The sequence below is a fragment of the Bacteroides gallinaceum genome, from assembly GCF_030373775.1.
Taxonomy (GTDB): Bacteria; Bacteroidota; Bacteroidia; order Bacteroidales; family Bacteroidaceae; genus Phocaeicola; species Phocaeicola excrementipullorum.
The window spans coordinates 63529-79899 of the sequence record NZ_JAUDEN010000014.1; the positions used below are offsets into that span (position 1 = coordinate 63529).

A 16371-nucleotide genomic window follows, 5' to 3' on the forward strand; every position below is an offset into this window, starting at 1 on the left:
ACAAATTAAGTGGAAACAATAAAAACGGAATGATAAATGATGAGAAAGGTATATTTCTTACTTTTGATGGTGATCGCTTCGTTGCAGGGATTTGCAGCTGAACAGCCTCGACTGACAGCTGATGCGCCGGACGTGGTGGTCAGCGGTGACCAGTTCAGACTGGTATTTACCGTCAATTCGCAAGACATAAAAGATTTTCGCGCCCCTTCGATTTCGGGATTTGACGTTCTGATGGGACCAAGCCGTTCACAGCAGAGCAACATTCAGATAATCAACGGGAAACGTACATCCAGCAGCTCTACGGCCTTTACGTACATCTTGATGGCCGGAAAAGAAGGAACGTACACGATTCCTGCGGCAAGCATTGAGGTGGACGGGAAAAAGATATTCTCAAATACAATCCAAATCAAGGTGCTTCCGCCAGACAAGACCGGCAATTCCGGAAGTAACAATGGGGGAGGTTCTGCCTCGTCTTCAAGGGGGCAGGTGGCAGGAAGCCGCATAACGAACAATGACTTGTTCATCACAGCAACGGCAAGCAAGACTCGTGTTCATGAACAGGAGGCTATTCTGCTGACCTATAAAGTATATACGCTGGTTAATCTGCGTCAGTTGGTAGGCAAAATGCCCGACCTGAAAGGATTCCATACACAAGAAGTTCCGTTGCCGCAACAAAAAACGTTCTCGCTAGAGCATTATAAAGGACGCAATTATAACACAACGGTATGGAGCCAGTATGTGCTGTTTCCCCAACAGACAGGCAAACTGGAGATTCCTTCCATTACATTCGAAGGGATAGTTGCCCAGCAGACAATCTCGGATGATCCGTTCGATGCCTTTTTCAATGGAGGAGGGTATATCGAGGTCAAAAAGAAAATCGTAACTCCTAAAGTGACGATTGATGTGCTTCCGCTTCCGTCAAAACCGGCAGGATTCTCGGGAGCTGTAGGTGAATTTAAGCTGAGTTCTTCAATCAACTCAACAGATGTGAAGACAAACGATGCCGTTACGGTAAAACTCACCTTGTCGGGAACAGGAAACATGAAGCTTATAAGTGCTCCGGAGGTCAATTTCCCGCAAGACTTTGAAGTTTACGACCCGAAGACTACGGACAACACCAAATTGACGAATGCCGGAGTAAGCGGAACCAAAACGTTTGAATATCTGGCCATTCCGCGCCATGCAGGTGAGTTCAAGATTCCATCGGTAGAATTCAGCTATTTTGACCTGAAAAGCAACAGCTACAAAACGCTCAAAACGGAAGAGTATACGGTTAAGGTAGCCAAAGGAAAAGGCAATGCCGATCAGGTTATAGCAGATTTCACCAATAAAGAAAGTGTAAAGATGCTTGCCAAAGATATACGCTTCATCAAATTGGGTGATACGTCACTTATTCCGAAAGGCGACTTCTTCTTTGGGACATTAGGATACTGGATATGGTATCTGATACCGTTTGTTTTATTTGTAGCTTTTGTGGTTGTTTATCGCAAACAGGCGAAAGAGAACGCAAATGTGGCCAAGGTGAAAACTAAAAAAGCAAACAAGGTGGCTGCAAAACGCATGAAACTTGCAGGAAAACTGCTGGCAGAAAACAAAAAGAATGAATTTTATGATGAAGTGCTGAAAGCCTTGTGGGGATATATCAGCGATAAGCTGAGCATTCCGGTATCGCAGCTTTCAAAGGACAATATTGAAATGGAACTGTCACGCTACGGGGTTTCTGAGAATCTCGTAAAGGAATTCATTGACACGCTGAACGAATGTGAGTTCGCCCGTTATGCTCCGGGCAATGAAAACGAGGCGATGGATAAAGTATACAGCGCGTCTGTCGAAGTGATAAGCAAAATGGAAAACAGTATAAAACATTAAAAACGGATAGGAGAAACTGATATATGAAGAAACTTTCTTTCGTGTTCATGCTGCTGGCGGCAACCTTTGTGCAGATTGCCAATGCCGCAGTGACAAAAGAGGAGGCGGACGCTGCCTATCAAAAAAACAATTTCAGCGAGGCTGTCGGAATGTATGAAGAGATTCTGAATACCCAAGGAGAATCGGCCGCTATTTACTATAATCTGGGAAACGCGTATTACAAGTCAAAGAATATCGCGAAAGCTGTTCTCAATTATGAGCGGGCACTGCTTCTGAATCCGGGAGATTCTGACATCCGCTTCAATCTGGAAATGGCCAGAAGCAAGACCGTCGACCAGATTACTCCTACGGCAGAAGTGTTTATCGTTACGTGGTATAAAAGCCTTGTCAATACGATGAGCGAGCGGTCGTGGAGCTTCATCGGAATTTTTTCCTTTATTTTGTGTCTGATTACGCTTTCTTTTTATATCTTTGGAAAACAACTGTGGCTGAGAAAGACGGGGTTTGTAGCAGCGATTGTAATGCTGGTGATCACTATAGGCTCCAATGTCTTTGCTGGACAGCAGAAGGACGAACTTGTCAATCGCACCGGAGCTATCATAATGGAGCCTTCCGTTGCAGTGAAAAGTACGCCCAATGAGAGCGGGACAGACCTTTTTGTCCTGCACGAAGGCACAAAAGTATACATTGACGACAATTCGATGAAGGAATGGAAGGAAATCCGCCTTGAGGATGGAAATGTAGGATGGGTTAAAGCTTCTTCAATCGAGGTCATTTGATGATAATTTTTAAGACTTTTATATAATGGACATACAGCAGTGGATAGAAGCCGACAAATCTTTATTGCTAACCCTCAATGACAATGATTCATTGCTGTGGGACGGAGTGATGTGGATTGTGACAGACACTAAGACTTGGATTCCGGCAATTGTCATGCTGCTGTATGTCATCTTCAAGAATAACAAGCTCTCGCAATCGCTTGTCATACTCTTGATGTTTGCGGTGGGAGTAACTCTTGCCGACCAGATAGCTTCCGGCATCTGCAAACCTTATTTCGCACGCCCAAGACCGACACAGGATCCTGAAATCATGTATCTTGTAAATGTGGTGAACGGGTATAGGGGAGGAGCCTTTGGATTCATGTCGAGCCATGCTGCCAACACTTTCGTTGTGGCTACGTTAGTGACTCTGCTTGTCCGCAGCTTTCCGTTGGGAGTCATGATGTATCTTTGGGCGGCAATACCTTCTTTCTCACGTATTTATCTTGGCGTTCATTATCCCGGAGATATTGTATTCGGCGCTTCTGAGGGGTGCATCGTGGGAGTGCTGGTATATACGCTTTTCCGTTATATACAGAAAAAGTGCTCTTCACGGCCGCAATATGTATCGTCACAGTATACGCCAACCGGATATTCCAGGGATGATGTCACGCTGCTTTATACCGTTCTGTGGCTGACCTATTTCTATGCTTTAATTGCAGGAATGATTGTTACGCGAACCCTTTCTTTATAAAAAATATAAGAAAAACTTCAGATTTGGTTTGCGTCTGTCATATTTTTTCATTACTTTTAAGTCGAGTTTAATAACAATATCCGTCGAACACTTAAATATTTGATTACTATGAACAGGACAATAACATTCAATGAGCTGCGAAAGATAAAAGATTCTTTGCCAAGCGGTAGCATGCACCGCATCGCCGACGAACTCAATCTGAGTGTTGAAACCGTTCGCAATTTTTTTGGCGGGCATAATTTCAAGGACGGCAAATGTGTTGGAATACACTTGGAGCCAGGACCAGACGGTGGGTTGGTGATGCTTGACGATACAACTGTGCTGGATAAAGCAATAGCCATCTTGAAAGAAGCCCAGCGGGCGTAATCATAAAGAGCTGTCAGAAGAGCGGAATGCACTCCGCCTTATGGCAGCTCTTGTTTTTTATTGTCTAACCTAACAACAGCGGAGCCATGGAAGAAAAACTTGTAACTTTAGCTATCCTTACATACTCGAAGGCTCAGATCCTTAAAAATGTTCTTGAGAATGAAGGTATTGAAGCGTATATCCACAATGTAAACCTCATTCAGCCGGTTATATCGTCAGGGGTACGTGTGAGAATCAAAGAAAGCGATCTGCCGCGTGCCTTGAAAATAGTGGAAGATTCAGCCTGGCTGTCGGAAGAAATAGGTGAAGAAAAGCCCAAAAAGCAGCGAAGCAACAAAATACTTGTTCCGGTCGATTTCTCTGATTATTCGATGAAGGCGTGTGAGTTTGGTTTCAACTTTGCAGCCGAAATTCATGCTGAGGTCGTATTGATGCACGTTTATTTCAGTCCGGTCTATATGCCTAGCCTCCAATATGCTACGGAGGGCTTTGGCATGCCTGTTGAACCGGAAATGGGTATCAAGCATCTTTTGGAAACAGTTCATGCCCAACTTAACAAGCTGACCGACAGCATCAAGGAAAAAATAGCTAAAGGGGAGCTGCCGGATGTAAAATACACGTGTGTGTTGCGTGAAGGCGTTCCTGAAGAAGAAATCCTGCATTACGCACGGACAGAAAAGCCGCTTATCATCATTATGGGGACCCGTGGCGAAGGAGAAAAAGAAATGGACCTGATAGGCAGCGTAACCGCTGAAATCATCGACAGAAGTCCGACTTTCGTTTATGCAATTCCGGAAGGAGCGAAAAAGAAGAATTTCAAGGAGATTCGCAAGGTCGCGCTCATCACGAACTTTGACCAGAGAGATTTGATGGCTTTTGATTCCTTGATTACCACTTTCAAGGATTATAGCTTTGAAATCGCTTTCCTGAATCTGACCAGCGACGAACAGAAACGGACGTGGAATGAGATCAAACTGGCCGGCATCAAAGAATATTTCAAGAAACAGTACCCGCAACTGTCAATCGGATATGACGTGATTCCGGGCGATAATTTGCTTGCGAATCTTGACAAGTATGTAAAGGCAAATAATATTGATGTGTTATGTATAAGCAACTACAAGCGCAACGTCTTTGCCAGACTTTTTAATCCAAGCATTGCCAGGAGAATGATTTTCCATACCAGCACCCCCATACTTGTTATCAAATAGCGTAATTGGAACAAGGGCAGCAGACCCTTGTTCCATTGCATGAATCTAATTAAACATAATGCCGATTATAATCAAACAAGACATCTAACCATACATGACCCGTAGAATAACATTGCTGAGAGTTACAAAGCATCTATAAAATAAAAAGAGAATGCACGTACTTCCTGAACGATGCATTCTCTTGCTTTTTGTTGTATCCAAGTTTTCTCTTCAAAAATAACACCTGATATGCTTAATCCAGCAAGGAAGCCAACATATCGGCTGTTACATCTTTGGCGACTATCACGCCTTCGTTGTCCACCAGATAATTTGTAAATCCATTCTTCAGACCATAAGATTTATAAATATCCGAGTTTTCTCCCTCCATTTCCCAATAGCAGTTTCCGGAATCATTGCCGTCCTGCTCAATCGCCGCTCTATATACCGATTCATAGCGGTCGAACGAAATGGAAATAATCTTTATGCGCGCATCGTTTCCGGCCAGATGATTCAGTTTGGCATTCTTTACACGCGATGCTGCGTCATAGCTCGCCCAAAAGCTCAGCAGGGTGTATTTCCCTTGTGCAGATTGCAGGTTGAGCGGTTTGGTTTCGTTACAGAGAACTACCTCAGGAGCCAGCTTGCCGACGGGCAATTCGTCTGTTAAAGTTTTTTTCTTGTCAAACGACAAAGAAATCAAGGAACTGATTGCTAATACAACAAAAAACCATTTTACATTTTTTACCATGTAATTTGATTTTAGTTAATACTATCCGGCTCTGTCCTTTTACAGCGACTTCCCGGCCGGAACGTTAGTTAAAGGATTCTGCGGATCACTCCGGAAAATCCCGTCATCTGATTGGAAGTCCGCTGCAAAAGTACGCTTTATTTTGATAGGATGAATAAAATATGCTGATTTTTTATGTTTTTCAGCATATTTTTTGACTTATATCATGCATTCAGCACTGTTCCCTGCTCATCTATTTTCAAATAAATGTCTGCAGAATGCATCTCCAGTTCAACCAGATAATAGTTTCCTGAGGGCGTTTCGATAAAGTCGACATCATCTATTTCCGCCCCCTTCCGGTTGTTTTCTATCGTGTCCGCAACTGCTTTGGGAATATCTTTCCACCTTACATCACACGACGTCTGAACCCATGCATACGAGCCGGCGTTATCCGAAGTGAAAACCACTTCTTTCTGAATGCTTCCATCACGGATTTCCACTTCCACTCTGCCCCTATTCTCGTATTCAATATCCAGAATGCGGGCGCCGGGATACCGCTTTTCTATTTCTTCCTTTATATCTGAAGCCTGCTGGGGAGCCATCGGCATACGGCCTTCATCGCTGTTTCCGCTGTCAGCCTGCGCCGAAACCAGTGTTCCATCTTCAAAATAGATCAGATCGTATTCCTGATTTTGCATTTCCACTTCAATGATATATTTGGTTTCCATGTCCTTCTGTTCAATCACATCTATATCATCTCTTCTCCAGCCGGCATATTCTCCGGACTCGAATGCCTGACGGACATTCTGGGGCAAATCTTCATAGCGCAAGTCGCGCTCAGTCATCAGCCATGTGCCGTCAGGCAGGAACCAGGCTGAGTTCTCATAACCGTTCTCAGAAAACTCTGCTTCATAGAAATCCCCTTTCCGTTCCCACTCCGCATAAGCCACATTCGGGTAACGGGACGTGAAAGCTTGCCGCAATGTATCCGGAACCTGCACGTTCTTGTCGTCATCTTTGTCACAGCTTTGGAGGCCGACCGCACCTAGTGCAATAAAGGCCAATAGAACCATTCTTTTCATATACATATACCTTATTTCATTTCCTTGATACAAAGTTGCGGCATGAATCTGAAAAGATTCTGAAATTGTCAAGATAATTTATTTTTTTGCGTATCTTTGATACCATACTTTTTGAAGCTGACTTATATGCAAAAAATATTCACAGTCTTGACGTTTCTGGCAACAGTCTTTTTCTCTATTCCCATTTGCGCTCAGAAGGTGGGGCTGGTGCTGAGCGGCGGAGGAGCTAAAGGAATCACCCATATCGGCATTATCCGCGCGCTTGAGGAAAACAACATTCCCATTGACTATATTGCCGGAACTTCTATGGGAGCCATTGTCGGTTCGCTTTATGCCATGGGATATTCGCCCGACGACATGGAGAAGCTGCTCAAATCAGACGATTTCAAGCGATGGTATACCGGCGGCATCGAGGAAAAATACATCTATTATTTCAAGAAGAATCCCCCTACTCCGGAATTCATAAACATTCGGGTATCGCTAAAAAATCCTTTGCACAAGGTGAAGACCCAGTTTTTGCCTTCGAGCGTGGTGGACCCGATGCAGATGAACCTGGCTTTCCTTGAACTGTTCGGAGAAGCGACCGCCGGATGCAGCGGAGATTTCAACAAGCTGTTCGTCCCTTTCCGCTGTGTGGCATCGGATGTGTACAACAAGTGCCCCATCATCTTCGACAAGGGCGATCTGGGTGACGCCGTGCGCGCCTCCATGAGCTTTCCCGCCATGTTCAAGCCTATTGAAATAGACTCCGTGCTTGCCTACGACGGCGGAATATACAATAATTTCCCCGTAAACGTGATGGTTGACTCTTTTCATCCCGACATTATCATAGGCAGTGTAGTCAGTTCGAATCCGGGAAAGCCGAAAGAAGGGGATCTGATCGGCCAGCTGGAAAGCATGATCATGCAGAAAACCGACTATACGCTGCCCGATTCGCTGGGCATTCTCTTGACGTTCAAATATACCGACGTGAACCTGATGGATTTTGACCGTTACAACGAACTGCATGACGCAGGCTACAAGCGCACCATCCAGATGATGGACTCGATAAAGCAGCGCATCTCCAGGCGCACAGATTCGCGGATGATAGAGAGAAAGCGCATCGAGTTCAAGAGAAGACTGCCTGAGTTCCGCTTCAGAAACATCACAATCCGGGGAGTAAACGAACACCAGAAGCGCTACATCAGAAAAGAATTTCATGCAGACGAGGACGGAACCTTTCCGCTGGAAGAACTGCGGAGGGGATACTTCCGCCTCATGTCAGACAATCTGATCTCAGAAATACTTCCCCATGCAACATACAATCCGTATGACAAGGCATACACGCTTGTACTGGATGTGAAGATGGAAGACGAGCTGTCGCTCCGCGTAGGAGGCAATGTAGGGTCTAACGGAGCCAACCAGATGTACATAGGAGCCACTTACTATAACCTGAACAACTATTCGAAAGAGGTTTCCGTCGACGGCCAGCTTGGACAGATATACAACAACTTTCAGGTGTCAGGAAGGCTTGACCTGCCTACCAAGATACCGACATCCTGCCGGCTCGTCGCCTCGCTGTCGAAGTTCAATTACCTGAAACAGGAAAAACTGCTGAACAAAGGAAACGCTCCTATTTTCAACAAACAGGAAGAAAGGTTTGTCAAATTGTTCATGTCGCTCCCTTTCTTGAGCAGCCTGAAGGCAGAGTTCGGCATCGGAGCAGCCAAACTTGAGGACATGTATTTCCAGACCAATGTCATCGACTTTAATACGGCGAAACGCGACAGAAGCCAGTATGCTATATTCGGAGGCTCGGTGGCCATTGACGGCAACACGCTTAACAGCCGCCAGTTCGCCACATCCGGACGGCGCGAACGCCTGTCGGCCCACATCTATACCGGAACGGAGTATTTCTATCCCGGCGTGGCATCGGCTGATTACGAGAACGGCTACAAGTATATCCAGTCGTGGCTGCAACTGTCATATGAAATGGAGAAATATTTCAATCTCCGCCATAATTTTGCGCTGGGAAGCTATCTGAACATCTATTATTCATCGCGGAACTTCAGCCAGAACTATCGTGCGACAATGATGCAGGCAGGAGAATTTACGCCAACGGCTCATAGCAAGACGGCCTACAACGAAGCTTTCCGGGCCAATCAGTACGTAGGATTCGGGGTGATCCCCATTTATCAGTTCAACAATGTGTTCCATGCCAGGCTGGGAATTTATGGCTTTGCTCCGGTTTTTCCCATAAAAGAAGACATAAACCACAAGGCCTATCTGGGAAAACTGTTCTCCAGGTTCGAATATATGGGCGAACTGGATCTGGTGGTGCGCCTGCCCTTCGGATCGATCAGCGCATACCTAAACCACTACAGTTCACCCAATAACAACTGGAACGTGGGGCTGACATTGGGCTGGCAGATATTTGGAAGCAGGTTTATGGACTAAAAAGTTTAGAAAAAAGTTGCCCGAAAATTTGCATATATCCAACAAACTCCCTACCTTTGCACCCGTCAAACAAAAAGAGATTGGTCGCGTAGCTCAACTGAATAGAGCATCTGACTACGGATCAGAAGGTTACAGGTTTGAATCCTGTCGCGATCACCTCAGAGATTTGGCCATATTTGCTGGCCGCGTAGCTCAACTGAATAGAGCATCTGACTACGGATCAGAAGGTTACAGGTTTGAATCCTGTCGCGGTCACAAAAGGAAAAAACATCAAGTGTCGGTCGCGTAGCTCAACTGAATAGAGCATCTGACTACGGATCAGAAGGTTACAGGTTTGAATCCTGTCGCGATCACAAAGAGAGGATATTTTCATCAGCGGAAATGTCCTCTCTTGTTTTTATCTCTCCCTTTCTCGAACAGCCAGACACAAAAAAAGCACAGGAAACGGCATCTTTCGCAATCCGCCGTTTCCTGTGCCTAATATCTCAAACCGATCAGCACTTGATCTTCAGTTCGTCCAGAATCCGCCGCATCTGTTCGTAAGTGGTAATGCGGGTAGGAACCAGCGGCAAGCGCAGACGGTTCTTTATCATTCCCATCATGCTCAGCATCGCCTTCACTCCCGCCGGATTACCGTCTACAAACAGGAGCTTGAACAGTTCCGTAAACTTGTGGTGTATGGTCAGCGCGTTCTGATAGTCGCCGGCAAGAGCCAGGCGGGTCATGCGGCTGAATTCGCGCGGGAACGCATTTCCTATAACCGAAATCACACCTACCGCTCCCAGCGTTATCAGCGGGAACGTTATGCCGTCATCTCCCGAAATCACGTCAAAGTTCTCGGGCTTGTGCTTGATGATGTCGTCCATCTGCGTGATGTTTCCCGAGGCTTCCTTGATAGCGACGATATTGTCGAAATCGCGCGCCAGGCGCAGCGTGGTTTCTGCCGTCATGTTCACCCCCGTACGTCCGGGAACGTTGTAAAGCACTATCGGAAGCTTGGTGGAGTTGGCTATCGCCTTATAATGCTGGTAAATGCCCTCCTGCGACGGTTTGTTGTAATAGGGAACCACCACCAGAACAGCGTCCACACCGGTCATATCATCGTTCTGCAACGTGTCGATAACAGTCTGTGTGCTGTTTGCGCCTACTCCCAGCAAAATGGGGACACGCCCGTTTACACGTTCAACAACCAGCTGCTTGATTTTCTTCTTTTCTTCTGCCGACAGTGTAGGCGTTTCTGCCGTTGTCCCCAGCACACAAAGAAAGTCAACTCCGTTCTGTATCTGATATTCCACCAGACGCATCAGCGACTGGTAGTCGACACTGCCGTCATCATTGAAGGGAGTGATGAGTGCCACCCCCATTCCTTTTAGTCTTCTGCGTATCATAAATGAGTTCTAAACACTTTAATAGATGTACAAAAGTACGAATATTTTCTTTTTACCCTGCATTTTTAATCGTTTTTTTACGCTTTGCATGTATTATGTAAAAATATGTATCCTATTCTTCCACAAGAGCAAGAAAGTCGTCTTCGTTCATCACAGGTATGCCCAGGCTTTTCGCCTTTTCCAGTTTGCTGGGGCCCATGTTTTCTCCGGCAAGGATGAAGCTGGTCTTCTTGGAGATGCTTCCCACGTTCTTTCCTCCGTGTCTTTCGATCATGGCCTTGTATTCGTCGCGCGAATGATGGGCGAACACCCCGCTGATGACGACTGACTTGCCTTGAAGCCTGTCGGTGCGGCCGCCCACGTCTTCCGCCGCAGCTTCCATCTGAAGCCCTGCTTCGCGCAGGCGGTTCACGAGGATGCGGTTCTTTTCGTCGCTGAAGAAACGGATGATGCTCTGCGCAATCTTCTCGCCGATTTCGTCCACCTGGATCAGGTCGTCCAGCGTGGCCGCTTCAAGCCGGTCGATCGAGGGGAAAGCCCTGGCCACTTTCTTTGCCACGGTTTCGCCTACAAAACGGATGCCGAGGGCAAACAGCACACGCTCGTAAGGCACCTGCTTCGATTTCTCCACTCCCTTGATGATGTTTTCGGCCGATTTTTCGCCCATCCTGTCCAGGCGGCAGATGTCGGCGGCCTGCAAGGTATAAAGATCGGCCGCGTCGCGGATCATGCCTTCCTGATAAAACTGGTCAACTGTTTCGGGGCCGAGCCCTTCAATGTTCATGGCGCGGCGGCTGATGAAATGTTCGATCCGCCCTTTGATCTGCGGCGGACAGGTAGATTCGTTCGTGCAGTAGTGGGCCGCCTCGTCCTCATAGCGCACCAGCTTGCAGCCGCATTCCGGGCAATGCGTGATGAAGGTCACCTTTTCGCTGTTCTGCGGGCGCGAAGCCAGATCCACGCCTGTTATCTTCGGGATAATCTCGCCCCCCTTTTCCACATAAACCATATCGCCGATGTGAAGGTCGAGCGATGCGATGATGTCGGCATTATGGAGCGAAGCGCGCTTCACCACCGTTCCTGCGAGCTGTACGGGAGCAAGGTTTGCCACGGGAGTCACCGCTCCGGTCCGTCCCACCTGATAGGTCACCTTCTCCAGTCTGGTCAGCGCACGTTCGGCCTGAAACTTGTAGGCTATCGCCCAGCGGGGAGATTTGGCCGTGTAGCCCAGGCTGCGCTGCTGGCGGAGCGAGTTGACCTTCAGCACGATTCCGTCGGTTGCCACGGGCAGATTTTTCCTCTCCGTGTCCCAGTAGCTGATGAAGTCAAAAATCTCCTGCAACGTATGCACCTTGCGCATGGCGTTCGAGATTTTGAATCCCCATCGGGCCGCTTCCTGCAAGTTTTCGTAATGCCCGTCGTGAGGCAGGTCTTCCCCGAGCAAGTAATAGAGATACGCATCCAGCTTGCGTGATGCCACTACAGCCGAGTTCTGCAGCTTGAGCGTTCCCGACGCAGCGTTGCGGGGGTTGGCAAAAAGCGGCTCCTCGCGAAGCTCCCTCTCGCGGTTCAGGTCCTCAAACACCTTCCACGGCATCAGTATTTCGCCGCGTATCTCAAAACTTTTCGGGTATCCGCTTCCCTGAAGCACCAGGGGAATGCTGCGGATGGTCTTCACGTTGTCTGTCACGTCGTCGCCCCTCACGCCGTCGCCGCGTGTCACTCCCTGCACCAGCTTTCCGTTTTCGTATGTCAGCGAGATGGACGTCCCGTCGAACTTCAGTTCGCAGCAGATTTCAAAGTCTTCGTTGAGCGACTTCTTTACCCTTTCATAAAATTCGGTCACTTCCGCCTCCGAGTAGGTGTTTCCCAGCGAAAGCATGGGGTATTTGTGCTCTACCTGCCTGAAGTCTTTGTTCAGGTCGCTGCCCACACGCACGCTCGGCGAATTTTCGTCGTAATGCTCCGGATGCTTCGCCTCCAGGTCCTGCAGCTCGCGCATCAGGCGGTCGAACTCCTTGTCTGAAATGGTCGGAGCGTTGAGAATGTAGTAGTTATGGTTGTGCGCATGGAGTTCCTTGCGCAGTTGGTCGATTCTTTCTATTTCTGTCATGACATTAAAGGATGATGATTTCCGCAAATGTAACAAAAATATTCGTACTTTTGCAAAAAAGAAACGTACTACACATGAGGATAGACATCATTACTGTATTGCCCGAGATGATAGAGGGCTTCTTCAACTGCTCCATCATGAGCCGGGCGCAAAAGAAAGGTATTGCCGAATTTCATATACATAACCTCCGCGACTACGCCTACGACCGCTACCGGAAAGTGGACGACTATCCCTTTGGGGGATGTGCCGGCATGGTGATGAAAATCGAGCCGATCGACCGGTGCATAAGTGCGCTGAAGGCCGAACGCGAGTACGACGAGGTGATATTCACTTCGCCCGACGGCGAGAAATTTGACCAGAAGACGGCCAACACGCTTTCTATGGCACAGAATCTCATCATTCTTTGCGGCCACTTCAAGGGAATAGACTACCGTATCCGCGAACATTTCATCACGAAGGAAATCAGCATCGGCGACTACGTGCTGACGGGCGGAGAGCTTGCGGCTGCCGTGATTGCCGATGCGGTGGTGCGCATCATCCCGGGAGTCATCTCCGACGAACAGTCGGCCTTGTCCGACTCTTTCCAGGACAATCTGCTCGCACCGCCCGTATACACCCGCCCTGCCGAATACAACGGCTGGAAGGTGCCCGACATTCTGCTGTCGGGACACGAAGCGAAAATCCGCGAATGGGAGTTCCAGCAGTCACTGGAGCGGACAAAGCGTCTGCGGCCGGATTTGCTGAAGTAAAAAAATAAGCCGTCAAGTGGATTAAAGTTATTCGTCATGCAAGATAAAATAAGCCGTTAAGTGAATTAAAATAAGCCGTCATCTTTTTGCCGGAAAGTGCGGTGCGCCGTTCGTGGTGGCGCACCGCACTTTTTTATATATGCCCGTCGTCAAGAGTCCCCGCGGCAGACTTCCTCCTCTTTCATCAGCCACCGGATGCTTTTGTACATCAACGGTCCGGATAACAGTCTTATTATTAGCGATATAGCGAAACGGAATGTACACGCGCCATGTCTTGCAGAATCCTTTACAAGGATTATATTTGCCGCGACAAACATAAAATATGACTGTATGAATCATTTTATAAAACATTATTTTCCCTCCCTTGTACTTTCAGGTTTGTTCTTCTCGGCTTCTTGCACAGATGACAATGATGAGATGCGGATCTCAGACAGTATCCGTTTCACACCGGACGTCCAGAATGCCTGGCTTTCAGCCGGAACAAGAGGTACGACAGAAGACGCCCGTCCGTCAGTCTCTTCTCTGGAGGCTGACGGTATGAATCTCCTTTACCTGCACACCCTCTATGCCGACAGCATAGAGCCGCTGTTTGCGGATAATGCCGGCCCGTCCACCCGTGCCGCTCCGGCAAGCGCCGGCGACATGTACGGAACGTTCGGTGTGTCGGCCTATTCATATACGGGTGACTGGAACGGCACGGAACTTCCGAATTACATGTATGACATTTCGGTCGGCAGAATCGGCAGCCCGTGGGTGCCGTCATCCGGCGGTTACTGGCCCGGAAGTGCCTACAGGATGAAATTCTTCGCCTACGCCCCGAAGGACAATGAGGCTTACCGCCTTTCCGGACGGGAAGCGTCCGGAGCTCCGACCATCTCCTGTACGGTTCCTGATGATGTGGCAGACCAGCAGGATCTGCTTGTGGCGGCATCCGGCGAACTCCCGGGCAACTCCAACACCCCGGTTAGCCTTACCTTCCACCACGCGCTGACAGCCGTGAAATTTGTGTGCGGCAGTGACATGAAGGCGGGCACCGTAAAGCGCGTGACGCTGAAAGGTGTGAACTCCGCCGGCACCTACAATTTCGAAACGCACGCATGGAGCGGTACAGGTGCGGTGAAAGACTTTTCCCAGACACTGGACAAGGCTTCGGACGGAACGGAAGGCGAAGCCGTCACCACAGATGCGCAAACCTTCATGATGATTCCTCAGACACTCCCCGACGGTGCGGCAATCGAGGTGGTGCTCAACGACGGAACAGAGCATGTCCTGACCGGAAGCATCGGAAAACAGGTATGGCCGATGGGAAAGACCGTAACCTATAAGATATCCACCACTTCCATCAACTGGGAATACGTGCTCACCGTCGACGGACCTGCCGATTTCACCTATGCCGGAGGAACAAAGGCCTACAGTGTGACCAGTTATCGGCAAAACGGCCGGGGCGAGAAAGAACCCGTAAAATGGAAGGCGCAGTTCTCTGCCGACGGCGGAAAGACATGGAGCGATACCAGACCCGGCTGGCTCACCGAGTTCACGTCAAGCGGTGCGGGCGGCGCGACTGCGGCATCCCTCAACGCTACGGTTGCCGCACAGACAGGCACAACGGACAGTCCACACACAAAGACGTTAAGGGAGCTGAGGACCGTACTGGGAACGGAAGAAACGCCTTACAACCTGGCGAACGGCAAAGGCGGCTCCGCGGTTGAGAATACCGCCAACTGCTACGTAATCGGCGCTCCGGGATATTATTCCTTCCCTCTGGTGTATGGCAACGCGATCAAGGACGGAGCAGCCAACAGTTCTGCGTATACCTCTGCCGCAGCGTCAAGTTCCAGCATCCTGAATCCGTTCGTCAACCATGCGGGAGCTGGCATCAAAGCTCCCTATCTCACGGATAACGGCTGTACGCCCGCTTATGCGGAGCTGGTCTGGCAGGATGCTTCTTCATTAGTCAGCGAAATCAGGTACAACACAGGAAGCAACGGCGGGAATATCTCTTTCAAGGTAGACAAGCATACCATACAGCAAGGCAACGCGGTGATTGCCGCCAAGGACGCTTCGGGCACCGTTCTCTGGTCATGGCACATCTGGGTGACGGACGAGGATGTGGACAATGCCATTGAGGTGACCAATCACCAGAATGTGAGATACAGGTTTATGCCCGTCCCTCTCGGATGGTGTGATGGAGAAACCGTCACCTACGGCGCGCGCGGCTGCAAGGTACGCTTTACTGCCGGTGAGCAGACAGCCGATATTGCCGTTTCCCAAAACAGCTCAACTGTCACTACCGGAGGCAATCATCCTTATTACCAATGGGGACGCAAGGACCCTTTCCGTCCGTCCAACGGCGGGAACGGCAACAAAACATGGTATGATGCAAACGGCACCGCTTCTGCCGCTCATATGAAAGTGGAGGCATTCCCGTATGGTACGGAATGTATCAGAAACTATATACTCAAGCCCGATGTGATGCAAAAGAATCTGTCGGGTGACAACACCTGCTGCAACCTGTGGAACGCCGACAACAATACGTATTCTGCCAACGACAACCAGGTCGTCAAAACCGTTTACGATCCTTGTCCTGTCGGTTTCAAGCTTCCTGCCAACAATGCATTTACGGGATTTACAACAACGGGAGGAAATACCTCTAACACTTCTCCAGCCAACGGAACTTGGGACAGCGCCCGCAAAGGCTGGAACTTCTACGCCCGGGCAAACAGGACCGGACAGCAGATTTTCTTTCCGGCATCAGGGTCCCGCAACTATTCCGACGGCAGTTTGAGTCTTGTCGGAAGTCACGGCTTATATTGGCTGGCCGGACCGAACAACGAACGCAGCGGGTGGCGCTTGAACTTCTTCTCGTCGTATGTGAATCCCTTGGGCAACTACTACCGCTCGGCCGGGTATGGCGTGTTTCCTGCCCAAGAGTAAAAAAGAAT

12 protein-coding genes and 3 tRNA genes are annotated in these 16371 nt (G+C 48.7%); 11 read left to right on the plus strand and 4 right to left on the minus strand.

The window, feature by feature from the left end:
• Positions 1–39: 39 nt before the first annotated feature.
• The 5 genes from QUW60_RS09090 to QUW60_RS09110 all read left to right on the plus strand — a co-directional run bounded on the left by QUW60_RS09090 (position 40) and on the right by QUW60_RS09110 (position 4955).
• Positions 40–1869, plus strand: coding sequence for a BatD family protein (locus QUW60_RS09090; RefSeq protein WP_289560031.1), 1830 nt, complete (start codon positions 40–42; stop codon positions 1867–1869).
• Between the two features lie 23 nt (positions 1870–1892).
• Complete coding sequence (locus QUW60_RS09095; RefSeq protein ID WP_289559989.1) at positions 1893–2648, plus strand: tetratricopeptide repeat protein; 756 nt, start codon at positions 1893–1895, stop codon at positions 2646–2648.
• Positions 2649–2673: 25 nt separating this feature from the next.
• On the plus strand, positions 2674–3381 hold the full coding sequence (locus QUW60_RS09100; RefSeq protein ID WP_289559990.1) for a phosphatase PAP2 family protein: 708 nt from the start codon (positions 2674–2676) through the stop codon (positions 3379–3381).
• A 108-nt stretch (positions 3382–3489) separates the two neighbouring features.
• Complete coding sequence (locus QUW60_RS09105; protein WP_258337418.1) at positions 3490–3747, plus strand: DNA-binding protein; 258 nt, start codon at positions 3490–3492, stop codon at positions 3745–3747.
• A gap of 86 nt (positions 3748–3833) precedes the next feature.
• Positions 3834–4955 (plus strand): universal stress protein, encoded by a 1122-nt coding sequence (locus QUW60_RS09110; protein ID WP_258337419.1) that lies wholly within the window; start codon positions 3834–3836, stop codon positions 4953–4955.
• Positions 4956–5187: 232 nt separating this feature from the next.
• On the opposite strand, the gene QUW60_RS09115 is transcribed toward QUW60_RS09110, so the two are convergent.
• Together QUW60_RS09115 and QUW60_RS09120 are read right to left on the minus strand one after the other, a co-directional pair.
• Positions 5188–5682, minus strand: a complete 495-nt coding sequence (locus tag QUW60_RS09115; RefSeq protein ID WP_258337420.1) for a thioredoxin family protein — start codon at positions 5680–5682, stop codon at positions 5188–5190.
• 203 nt (positions 5683–5885) lie between these two features.
• Positions 5886–6743 carry a PepSY-like domain-containing protein gene (locus tag QUW60_RS09120; protein ID WP_289559993.1) on the minus strand — a complete coding sequence of 286 codons (858 nt, stop codon included), beginning with the start codon at positions 6741–6743 and terminating at the stop codon, positions 5886–5888.
• Positions 6744–6869: 126 nt separating this feature from the next.
• Between QUW60_RS09120 and QUW60_RS09125 the strand changes: the two genes are divergently transcribed.
• The 4 genes from QUW60_RS09125 to QUW60_RS09140 all read left to right on the plus strand — a co-directional run bounded on the left by QUW60_RS09125 (position 6870) and on the right by QUW60_RS09140 (position 9532).
• A complete protein-coding gene (locus QUW60_RS09125) occupies positions 6870–9179 on the plus strand; it encodes a patatin-like phospholipase family protein (RefSeq protein ID WP_289559995.1) in 2310 nt (769 codons plus the stop codon).
• Positions 9180–9261: 82 nt separating this feature from the next.
• Positions 9262–9335: transfer RNA gene (locus QUW60_RS09130), tRNA-Arg, on the plus strand.
• 25 nt (positions 9336–9360) lie between these two features.
• Positions 9361–9434 (plus strand) — tRNA-Arg (locus QUW60_RS09135).
• Between the two features lie 24 nt (positions 9435–9458).
• Positions 9459–9532 (plus strand) — tRNA-Arg (locus QUW60_RS09140).
• A 141-nt stretch (positions 9533–9673) separates the two neighbouring features.
• Here the strand turns inward: QUW60_RS09140 and dapA are convergent.
• A complete protein-coding gene (gene dapA / locus QUW60_RS09145) occupies positions 9674–10567 on the minus strand; it encodes a 4-hydroxy-tetrahydrodipicolinate synthase (RefSeq protein WP_258337423.1) in 894 nt (297 codons plus the stop codon).
• A gap of 112 nt (positions 10568–10679) precedes the next feature.
• Complete coding sequence (ligA, locus tag QUW60_RS09150) at positions 10680–12680, minus strand: NAD-dependent DNA ligase LigA (RefSeq protein WP_289559997.1); 2001 nt, start codon at positions 12678–12680, stop codon at positions 10680–10682.
• A 74-nt stretch (positions 12681–12754) separates the two neighbouring features.
• Between ligA and trmD the strand changes: the two genes are divergently transcribed.
• Together trmD and QUW60_RS09160 are read left to right on the plus strand one after the other, a co-directional pair.
• Positions 12755–13429, plus strand: a complete 675-nt coding sequence (gene trmD / locus QUW60_RS09155) for a tRNA (guanosine(37)-N1)-methyltransferase TrmD (RefSeq protein ID WP_258337425.1) — start codon at positions 12755–12757, stop codon at positions 13427–13429.
• Between the two features lie 330 nt (positions 13430–13759).
• Entirely contained in the window at positions 13760–16363 is a 2604-nt protein-coding gene (locus tag QUW60_RS09160) for a fimbrillin family protein (RefSeq protein WP_289559999.1), read from the plus strand.
• Positions 16364–16371 lie beyond the last annotated feature (8 nt).

What these genes read in the sequence shown, in the direction of transcription:
- QUW60_RS09125 (WP_289559995.1), top strand. Translation starts at nt 6,870, where the DNA reads ATGCAAAAAATATTCACAGTCTTGACGTTTCTGGCAACAGTCTTTTTC.
- QUW60_RS09160 (WP_289559999.1), top strand. Translation starts at nt 13,760, where the DNA reads ATGAATCATTTTATAAAACATTATTTTCCCTCCCTTGTACTTTCAGGT.
- dapA (WP_258337423.1), bottom strand. Translation starts at nt 10,567, where the DNA reads ATGATACGCAGAAGACTAAAAGGAATGGGGGTGGCACTCATCACTCCC.
- QUW60_RS09090 (WP_289560031.1), top strand. Translation starts at nt 40, where the DNA reads ATGAGAAAGGTATATTTCTTACTTTTGATGGTGATCGCTTCGTTGCAG.
- QUW60_RS09115 (WP_258337420.1), bottom strand. Translation starts at nt 5,682, where the DNA reads ATGGTAAAAAATGTAAAATGGTTTTTTGTTGTATTAGCAATCAGTTCC.
- trmD (WP_258337425.1), top strand. Translation starts at nt 12,755, where the DNA reads ATGAGGATAGACATCATTACTGTATTGCCCGAGATGATAGAGGGCTTC.
- QUW60_RS09120 (WP_289559993.1), bottom strand. Translation starts at nt 6,743, where the DNA reads ATGAAAAGAATGGTTCTATTGGCCTTTATTGCACTAGGTGCGGTCGGC.
- QUW60_RS09100 (WP_289559990.1), top strand. Translation starts at nt 2,674, where the DNA reads ATGGACATACAGCAGTGGATAGAAGCCGACAAATCTTTATTGCTAACC.
- QUW60_RS09105 (WP_258337418.1), top strand. Translation starts at nt 3,490, where the DNA reads ATGAACAGGACAATAACATTCAATGAGCTGCGAAAGATAAAAGATTCT.
- QUW60_RS09095 (WP_289559989.1), top strand. Translation starts at nt 1,893, where the DNA reads ATGAAGAAACTTTCTTTCGTGTTCATGCTGCTGGCGGCAACCTTTGTG.
- ligA (WP_289559997.1), bottom strand. Translation starts at nt 12,680, where the DNA reads ATGACAGAAATAGAAAGAATCGACCAACTGCGCAAGGAACTCCATGCG.
- QUW60_RS09110 (WP_258337419.1), top strand. Translation starts at nt 3,834, where the DNA reads ATGGAAGAAAAACTTGTAACTTTAGCTATCCTTACATACTCGAAGGCT.